This is a genomic window from Kitasatospora sp. NPDC048365, from assembly GCF_043200835.1.
GTDB classification, from domain to species: domain Bacteria; phylum Actinomycetota; class Actinomycetes; order Streptomycetales; family Streptomycetaceae; genus Kitasatospora; species Kitasatospora terrestris.
This window is the reverse complement of the sequence record NZ_JBICYJ010000046.1, coordinates 59,227-67,457: the sequence shown is the minus strand read 5'-3', so window position 1 is coordinate 67,457 and position 8,231 is coordinate 59,227. Positions and strand designations below refer to the sequence as shown.

9 protein-coding genes and 1 tRNA gene are annotated in these 8,231 nt (G+C 72.0%); 3 read left to right on the top strand and 7 right to left on the bottom strand.

Going from position 1 to position 8,231, the window contains the following annotated elements; all coding sequences use genetic code 11:
* Positions 1 to 143: 143 nt before the first annotated feature.
* From ACGFX4_RS33855 to ACGFX4_RS33825, 7 genes are all read right to left on the bottom strand, one after another.
* Positions 144 to 491, bottom strand: coding sequence for a hypothetical protein (locus ACGFX4_RS33855; RefSeq protein ID WP_393082789.1), 348 nt, complete (start codon positions 489 to 491; stop codon positions 144 to 146).
* A 94-nt stretch (positions 492 to 585) separates the two neighbouring features.
* Positions 586 to 777 carry a hypothetical protein gene (locus tag ACGFX4_RS33850; RefSeq protein ID WP_393082786.1) on the bottom strand — a complete coding sequence of 64 codons (192 nt, stop codon included), beginning with the start codon at positions 775 to 777 and terminating at the stop codon, positions 586 to 588.
* Positions 778 to 1,000: 223 nt separating this feature from the next.
* The gene (pth, locus tag ACGFX4_RS33845) at positions 1,001 to 1,579 is read right to left on the bottom strand and encodes an aminoacyl-tRNA hydrolase (RefSeq protein ID WP_393082783.1); all 579 of its coding nucleotides are present in this window, start codon (positions 1,577 to 1,579) and stop codon (positions 1,001 to 1,003) included.
* 118 nt (positions 1,580 to 1,697) lie between these two features.
* Positions 1,698 to 2,294, bottom strand: coding sequence for a 50S ribosomal protein L25/general stress protein Ctc (locus tag ACGFX4_RS33840; protein WP_393082780.1), 597 nt, complete (start codon positions 2,292 to 2,294; stop codon positions 1,698 to 1,700).
* Positions 2,295 to 2,522: 228 nt separating this feature from the next.
* The gene (locus ACGFX4_RS33835) at positions 2,523 to 3,503 is read right to left on the bottom strand and encodes a ribose-phosphate diphosphokinase (protein ID WP_393082778.1); all 981 of its coding nucleotides are present in this window, start codon (positions 3,501 to 3,503) and stop codon (positions 2,523 to 2,525) included.
* Positions 3,504 to 3,717: 214 nt separating this feature from the next.
* On the bottom strand, positions 3,718 to 5,172 hold the full coding sequence (glmU, locus tag ACGFX4_RS33830; RefSeq protein ID WP_393082775.1) for a bifunctional UDP-N-acetylglucosamine diphosphorylase/glucosamine-1-phosphate N-acetyltransferase GlmU: 1,455 nt from the start codon (positions 5,170 to 5,172) through the stop codon (positions 3,718 to 3,720).
* Positions 5,173 to 5,250: 78 nt separating this feature from the next.
* Positions 5,251 to 5,321, bottom strand: a tRNA-Gln gene (locus ACGFX4_RS33825).
* 189 nt (positions 5,322 to 5,510) lie between these two features.
* Here ACGFX4_RS33825 and ACGFX4_RS33820 point away from each other — a divergent pair.
* The 3 genes from ACGFX4_RS33820 (at position 5,511) to ACGFX4_RS33810 (ending at position 8,116) form a co-directional block, all read left to right on the top strand.
* Complete coding sequence (locus tag ACGFX4_RS33820) at positions 5,511 to 6,479, top strand: acyl-CoA desaturase (protein ID WP_393082772.1); 969 nt, start codon at positions 5,511 to 5,513, stop codon at positions 6,477 to 6,479.
* 71 nt (positions 6,480 to 6,550) lie between these two features.
* Positions 6,551 to 7,153: a TetR/AcrR family transcriptional regulator gene (locus tag ACGFX4_RS33815; RefSeq protein ID WP_345701945.1), complete on the top strand. Its 603-nt coding sequence runs from the start codon at positions 6,551 to 6,553 to the stop codon at positions 7,151 to 7,153.
* A gap of 60 nt (positions 7,154 to 7,213) precedes the next feature.
* Entirely contained in the window at positions 7,214 to 8,116 is a 903-nt protein-coding gene (locus ACGFX4_RS33810) for a DMT family transporter (RefSeq protein ID WP_393082769.1), read from the top strand.
* Positions 8,117 to 8,231 lie beyond the last annotated feature (115 nt).

Here is an 8,231-nt window from a genome sequence, read left to right as displayed (position 1 = left end):
CCACCCCCTCCAGTCTCCCTCCTACTCTCCGGCTGGGGTGGGGGGGGGGGGGGGCGCGCCCGCGGCGCCGGGGCGCGGGGGGGGCGGGGGGGGGGGGGGGGGGCGCCCCCCCCCCCCCCCCCCCCCGCCCCTCGCGTCTCCGCTCAGCCGGTGACAACCTCCGCGACCGGCGGCCCGTACCGCTCGACCAGCTGCTCCCGGGTCTGCGGCGAGACCACCCGCAGGCCGCTGCCGTCCGCCCGGATCGACACCGCGGAGACCGCGGGGTCCTTCCGGACCGGCGCCGCGGTCTCGCACTGCTCCGACCGGGGTGCCGCGGCGTCGACGAACTCCACCGTCACCGAGGGCCGTTGGACCGCGGCCGCGCCCGCCTGGGTGTCGAAGGTGCTGCCGGGGTACCGCATCACGTACAGCGTCCGGTCGTCCCAGCAGACCCCGAACAGGACGTCCGGGTGGCCGGTCGGGCCCAGCTCCACGACCGCGCCGTTCATGTCCCCTGGACGCGCCGGGGCCCGGAAACGGATGACGGGGAAACGAAAAAGGGCCGACCCGCCGCTGCGCGGGGTCGGCCCTCCCGGGTGCGGGTCAGTGGACGGTGACCTTGCCGGCCCGCTTGCGGCGCACCCAGGCGGCGGCGCCGCCGGCCACCAGGACCATGCCGCCGCCGATGGCGTAGACGCCCGCCGATCCGACGCTGCCGGAGGCGGGCGGGGTGGTGGTGAGCTGGGCGGCGGCGGGCTCGGGCGAGCCGCTGGCCTCCGCCGCGGCAGCGGGCACGGCCCAACCGGCGGCCGCGGCGCACAGGACCGCTCCCCCGACGACTACCCGCGCGACACGTTCCGACCGGACCACGGTCCATACCCCCAACAACGGTTTTCCAACCCCTGCGTACCGGTCCGACCGTATCCGATGGATCGCCCCGCTCCGACCCCGTTCCGGTAACCACCGAGCAAGCGTTGTACGACCGTTGCGTAATGCACCGGGTCTTCCTGACGGCGACTCAGGAGTTGTACGTGGTCTGGGCTCGCTCCAGCCCCTCGGTGACGACGGCCTCCACGGCGTCCGCGGCCCGGTCGACGAACCACTCCAGCTCCTTGCGCTCGGTGGACGAGAAGTCCTTGAGCACGAAGTCCGCGACCTCCATCCGGCCGGGCGGCCTGCCGATGCCGCAGCGCACCCGGTGGTAGTCCGGACCGAGCGACTTGGTGATGGACTTCAGGCCGTTGTGCCCGTTGTCGCCGCCGCCGAGCTTGAGCCGCAGGGTGGCGTAGTCGATGTCCAGCTCGTCGTGGACGGCCACGATGCCGGCGGTGGGCACCTTGTAGAAGTCGCGCAGCGCGGTGGTCGGGCCGCCGGAGAGGTTCATGAAGGTCATCGGCTTGGCGAGGACCACCCGCCTGCCGCCGATCCGGCCCTCGGCGACCTGGGCGCGGCTCTTGTGGGTCTTGAATTTGGCGCCCATCCGGCCGGCCAGCAGGTCGGCGACCATGAAGCCGATGTTGTGCCGGTTGCGGGCGTAGCCCTCCCCGGGGTTGCCGAGGCCGACCACCAGCCAGGGCCCGTCGTACGCGTCAGTCATCGGGACCGCTCCTCACTCGGGTCTCCCCATCATGTCGTTGAACGCGGCTTCCTGGACACGCCGCTGCCCCGGCCTCTCCAGGGGAGCGGCCGGGGCAGCGGGTTCAGGCAGCGGAGGCTCAGGCCTCGGTGGTCTCGGCCTCGGCGGCCTCAGCCTCGTCCTCGGTGGCCTCGGGGGCCTGGGCGCCGATGACCTGCAGCACGACGGCGTCGGCCTCGACGGCGAGGGAGGTACCGGCCGGGAGGGTGATGTCGCCGGCGGTGATGGAGGCGCCGGCCTCCAGGCCCTCGACGGAGACGGTGACGGCCTCGGGCAGGTGGGTGGCCTCGGCCTCGACCGGCAGGGCGTTCAGCACGTTCTCGATCAGGTTGCCGCCGGGGGCCAGCTCGCCCTCGGTGTGGACCGGGATCTCGACGGTGACCTTCTCGCCGCGCTTCACCAGGAGCAGGTCGACGTGCTCGATGGTGCGCTTGATGGCCTCGCGCTGGACGGCCTTCGGCAGCACGTACTCGTCCTTGCCGTCGATCGGCAGCACGATGAGGGCGTTCGGGGTCTTGAGGGCCATCATCAGGTCGTGGCCGGGCAGGTTCAGGTGAACCGGGGTGTGGCCGTGGCCGTAGACGACACCGGGGACGAAGCCGGCGCGGCGGGCGCGGCGGGCGGCACCCTTGCCGAACTCGGTGCGGGGCTCGGCGGCAAGGCGGATCTCGGACACGACTGCACTCCTCGTGGAATACGACTGGGTGCAGAAACGACAAACCGCCGGCCACACCCTCGGATACGTTCAAGGGGACGCTCGGCGGACTCATCCAGCGCGTCGATCACGGAGCGCAGAGGCATCCCTCGCCGAGCAGTCTCCCGAGTCTAACCGCACACCGCGCGGGGGACGAAATCGGCCCCCCGGCGCCGGAGCGCCGAGGGGCCGAACCGTTCGAGCGGGGTGTCAGTGCACGCCCTCGAACAGGCTGGTCACCGAGCCGTCCTCGAAGACCTCCTTGATCGCGGCGGCGATCGAGGGGGCGATGGAGAGCGTGGTCACCTTGTCCAGCTGGAGCTCCGCCGGGGTGGGCAGCGTGTTGGTGAACACGAACTCGCTGACCCGGGAGTTCTTCAGGCGGTCGGCGGCCGGGCCGGAGAGCACGCCGTGGGTGGCGGCGACGATGACCTCGGCGGCGCCGTTGTCGTACAGCGCGTCGGCGGCGGCGCAGATGGTGCCGGCGGTGTCGATCATGTCGTCGACCAGGACGCAGATGCGGTCCTTGACGTCACCGACGACCTGGGCCGACAGGATGGTGTTGGCCTGGGTCAGGTCGCGGCGCTTGTGGATCACGGCCAGCGGGGCGTCCAGGCGGTCGCACCACTGGTCGGCGACCTTCACCCGGCCGGCGTCCGGCGAGACGATGGTCAGCTTGGAGCGGTCCGCGACCCGGTCGCCGACGTAGTCGGCCAGCATCGGCAGCGCGAACAGGTGGTCCACCGGGCCGCTGAAGAAGCCCTGGATCTGCGCGGTGTGCAGGTCCACGGCCATCAGCCGGTCGGCGCCGGCCGTGTGCAGCAGGTCGGCGACCAGGCGGGCCGAGATGGGCTCGCGGCCGAGGTGCTTCTTGTCCTGGCGGGCGTACCCGTAGAACGGCAGGATCGCGGTGATGCTGCGGGCCGAGGCCCGCTTCAGCGCATCGATCATGATCAGCTGTTCCATGATCCACTGGTTGATCGGAGCCGTGTGGCTCTGGATCACGAAGCAGTCGGCGCCTCGCGCGGACTCCAGGAAGCGGACGTAGATCTCGCCGTTGGCGAAGTCCAGGGCCTTGGTCGGGACGAGTTCGGTGCCCAGCTCGCGGGCCACCTCCTCCGCCAGCTCGGGGTGGGCACGGCCGGAGAAGAGCTTCAGCTTCTTCTCACCCGACGTCGTGATCCCGCTCACTGCACCGTCTCCTCGCGTTGCTGCCGCCGTTTTACCCCGCCCGAGCACACCCGGGCAGGACCCGGGTGGGCAGGTGGGTGGGGGAATGTGGAGTACGCCGAGGCGCGGACAGGAGGCCCAGTGGCGCACGTATGTACACCAGGTTACGCGCACCGCGGAGAAGGCGGCGTGCCGGGACCACCCCTCAAGATCCTCGCGGGCCCCGCAGGACCGGCTACTGCTGCTCCGCCCCACCCGTCGCGGCCGCGGCGGCCTGCGCCGAGCTGGAGCCGGGCCGCTTGCGGGCCACCCAGCCGGCGATGTTGCGCTGCTGCGCGCGGGCGACGCCCAGCGAGCCGGCCGGCACGTCGTTGGTGATGACCGAGCCGGCCGCGGTGTAGGCGCCGTCACCCACCGTCACCGGGGCGATGAACATGTTGTCGGACCCCGTACGGCAGTGCGCCCCGATGACCGTCCGGTGCTTGTTCACGCCGTCGTAGTTCACCGTGACGGAGGCCGCGCCGACGTTGGTGCCCTCGCCGATCGTGGCGTCCCCGATGTACGACAGGTGGGGGACCTTGGCGCCCTCGCCGAGCTCGGAGTTCTTGATCTCCACGTAGGTGCCGGCCTTCGCCTTGCGGCCCAGCTTCGTCCCCGGACGGAGGTACGCGTACGGGCCGACCTGGGCCTGCTCGCCGATCTCGGCGCGGTCCGCGGTGGTGTTGCTCACCCGGGCGCCCGCGCCGACCGAGGTGTCGGTCAGCGTGGAGTTCGGACCGACCTCGCAGCCCTCGCCCAGGTGGGTGGCGCCCTGCAGCTGGGTGCCGGGCAGCACCACCGCGTCCGGCTCGTAGGTCACCTGCACGTCGAACCAGGTGGACGCCGGGTCGACCACGGTCACGCCCTCGCGCATGGCGCGCTCCAGCAGCCGGTCGTTGAGCATCCGGCGGGCCTCGGCCAGCTGCACCCGGTCGTTGATGCCCGCGACGTCGCGGAAGTCGCCCGCCACCACGGCGCCGACCCGGTGGCCGGCGGTGCGCAGGATCTCCAGGGTGTCGGTGAGGTACTCCTCGCCCTGCACGTTGTCGGTGTTCAGCTGGGAGAGCGCGTGCGCCAGCAGCTTGGCGTCGAAGGCGAAGACGCCGGAGTTGATCTCGTCGACGGCACGCTGCGCCTCGGTGGCGTCCTTGTGCTCGACGATCGCGGCGACCGAGCCGTCCGCCTCGCGCAGGATCCGGCCGTAGCCGGTGGCGTCCGGGACGACCGCGGTCAGCACGGTGACGCCGTTGCCCTGGGCGTCGTGCGCGGCGGCCAGCGAGGCCAGGGTGGCGCCGGTGAGCAGCGGGGCGTCGCCGGTGGTGACGATCACGGTGCCGTCCAGCTCGACGCCGTCGGCGGCCAGCGCCTCCAGCGCGGTGCGCACGGCGTGGCCGGTGCCGTTCTGCTCGGCCTGCACGGCGGTCCGCACGCCGGGGTAGTGCGCCGTCAGGTGCTCCTCGACCAGCTCGCGCAGGTGGCCCACGACCACCACCAGCTGCTGGGGGGTCAGCTCCTGGGCGGCGGCGACCGCGTGGCCGACCAGCGAGCGGCCGCAGAGGGAGTGCAGAACCTTCGGCAGGGCCTTGGACTTCATCCGCGTACCGCCACCGGCGGCGAGCACGATCACGGCGGCGGTCTGGTTGGCGCTCAACGCGGGGGCTCCTCGATACGAGTGGGCTGAGGGAGCACCGAGGATACCGACGTCAGGTGACCTGAATCGCCCGATGGGCTCCCGGAGGAGGATTCGAACCCCCACAAGCTGGACCAAAACCAGCTGTCCTGCCATTAGACGATCCGGGACCGTCACCGCCTCCGCCCCAGGCCCCCGGGACGGGCACGGCTAAGCCTACGGGCTGCGGGCGCGCACATCCACCACCATTCACCGCCCGGTCTGCGACACGTCTTCCCTTCGTGGTCCGGGTTACCTACGATGCCGTAGGTTACGGCCACGTAGGTATCGGCACGGTCCCTCCGGAATCAGGAACCCCCATGACCATTCAGGCCGACGAGGCGGCGCCCGGCGCCGTCGTCGAAGCAGCCGAGCCGCCGCCGATCTCCGCCACGCTGGGCGGGGAGAAGCAGGGGCTCGCCGAACGGATCACCCTCGCCCTCTTCATCGGCATCCCGTTCCTGGCCCTGGTCGCCGCCGTCCCGGCAGCCTGGGGGTGGGGCCTGGGCTGGCTCGACCTGTCGCTCGCCGTGGGCATGTACTTCCTGACCTGCCACGGCATCACCATCGGCTACCACCGGTACTTCACCCACAGCTCCTTCAAGGCCAACCGGGCGCTGCGGATCGCCCTCGCGGTCGCCGGCAGCCTCGCCGTCGAGGGCCCGCTGGTGCGCTGGGTCGCCGACCACCGCAAGCACCACCGGTACAGCGACAAGGACGGCGACCCGCACTCGCCGTGGCGCTACGGCGAGACCGTGCCCGCCCTGCTCAAGGGCCTGTGGTGGGCGCACATGGGCTGGCTCTTCGACGAGGAGCAGACCCCGCAGCAGAAGTACGCCCCGGACCTGGTCGCCGACCCCGCCATAAGGAACATCTCCCGGCTGTTCTGGCTGTGGACCCTGATCTCGATGCTGATCCCGCCGGTCGTCGGCGGACTGGTCACGCTCTCCTGGCAGGGCGCGCTGTCCGCGTTCTTCTGGGGCTCGCTGGTCCGGGTCGCGCTGCTGCACCACGTCACCTGGTCGATCAACTCGATCTGCCACGCGGTCGGCGAGCGCCCCTTCAAGTCCCGCGACCGCTCCGGCAACGTCTGGTGGCTGGCCGTGCTGTCCTGCGGCGAGTCCTGGCACAACCTGCACCACGCCGACCCGACCTCGGCCCGGCACGGCGTGCTGCGCGGACAGGTCGACTCCTCCGCCCGACTGATCCGCTGGTTCGAGCTGGCGGGCTGGGCGAGCGACGTCCGCTGGCCGACCGCCAAGCGGATCGACGCCCGCCGCGCCGGATGAGGCCAGTCCTGCAGCATGATGTAGGGGTGAACGGGAGCAACGGAGGCAAAAAGGCCGGCGGCCGGGTCCGGATGACCGGCAAGCAGCGCCGGGAGCAGCTGCTCGAAATCGGCCGGTCGGTCTTCGCCGAGCGCGGTTACGACGGCACCTCCGTGGAGGAGATCGCCGAGCGGGCCGGGGTGTCCAAGCCGGTGGTGTACGAGCACTTCGGCGGCAAGGAGGGGCTGTACGCGGTCGTCGTCGACCGCGAGATGCAGCTCCTCCTCGACATGGTGACCGGCGCGCTGACCGGCGGGCACTCCCGGGAACTGCTGGAGCAGGCCGCCTTCGCGCTGATGGACTACATCGACACCTCGACCGACGGCTTCAAGATCCTGGTCCGCGACTCGCCGGTGGCGCAGTCCACCGGCAGCTTCGCCTCGCTGATCGGCGACATCGCCACCCAGGTCGAGGACATCCTGGGGCTGGAGTTCAAGTCCCGGGGCTTCGACCCGCGGCTCGCCCCGATGTACTCCCAGATGCTGGTCGGCATGGTCGCCCTCACCGGCCAGTGGTGGCTGGAGGTCCGCAAGCCCGGCAAGGCCGAGGTCGCCGCCCACCTGGTCAACCTCGCCTGGCACGGACTCGAGGGCCTGGAGCGCCACCCCAAGCTGGTCGGCGACCGCAAGACCTGAGCTGCTGCCGACGCCGGGCACCGGGCATAGGCTGGCTGGGCGACGTTCGGAAGGTCTCCCGTGGCGGTCTTCATCCTGGCGATCGGCGCGGCCTGCTGCCTCGGCCTCGGGTTCGTGCTCCAGCAGCACGCGGCCCAGCGCGCTCCCAAGAGCGACCTGCTGCACTGGCGGCTGCTGCTCCACCTGGCGCGGATGCCCGACTGGCTGCTCGGCATCGCGTTCATGATCGCCGGTCAGGTGCTCAGCGCCCTCGCCCTCGGCCAGGGCGAGGTCGCCCTCGTCGAACCGCTCCTCGCCACCAACCTGGTCTTCGCGATGGCCCTCGCCCGGGTCCTCACCGGTACCTCGCTCGGCCGCTCCGGCTGGATGGGTGTCGTGCTGATCGCCCTCGGCGTGGCCGTCTTCATCGCCGCCGGGCAGCCCACCGGCGACGGCGCCCGGGCCGGGCCCCTGCGCTTCTGGCTGGTCGTCGGCGTGGTCGCCGGGCTGGCACTGGCCCTGGTCGCGATCGCCCACCGCTTCGACCTGTTCGAGGAGGCCACCCTGCTCGCCCTCGCCGCCGGACTCCTCTACGGCCTCCAGGACGCGCTCACCCGGATGAGCGCGGACCGACTGGAGGACGGCGGGATCGGCGAGGCGCTGCGGAGCTGGCAGCCGTACGCCGTGATCGCCATCGGGGTGGTCGGGCTGCTGCTCGTCCAGTCCGCGTTCGAGGCGGCGCCGCTGCGGATGTCCCTGCCCGCGCTCACCGCCGCCCAGCCCCTCGCCGGCATCGCCTGCGCCGTCGGCTTCCTCGGCGACACCCTGCGGGTCACCCCGGCCGCCATCACCGCCCAGGTCCTCGGCCTGCTCTCCGTCGTCACCGGCGTCGTCGTCCTCGGCCGCCACCCCGCCATGCCCGGCCAGGGCCACCACACCCACCTGCCGCACCTGCCCACGAGCAACCACCGGAACCGGGCCTAGGGTCCGTCTTCAAACCCCCGTCGTCGGCCCGCAGGCGGGGGTTTGAAGACGGACCCTAGGCCGCCTCGTTCGGGTCACGTCGGATCAGCGGGCGGCGGCCGCCCGGCGGAACCCG

Coding starts and splice junctions, on each gene's coding strand:
- ACGFX4_RS33815 (WP_345701945.1), top strand. CDS start 6,551: ATGACCGGCAAGCAGCGCCGGGAGCAGCTGCTCGAAATCGGCCGGTCG.
- pth (WP_393082783.1), bottom strand. CDS start 1,579: ATGACTGACGCGTACGACGGGCCCTGGCTGGTGGTCGGCCTCGGCAAC.
- ACGFX4_RS33820 (WP_393082772.1), top strand. CDS start 5,511: ATGACCATTCAGGCCGACGAGGCGGCGCCCGGCGCCGTCGTCGAAGCA.
- ACGFX4_RS33855 (WP_393082789.1), bottom strand. CDS start 491: ATGAACGGCGCGGTCGTGGAGCTGGGCCCGACCGGCCACCCGGACGTC.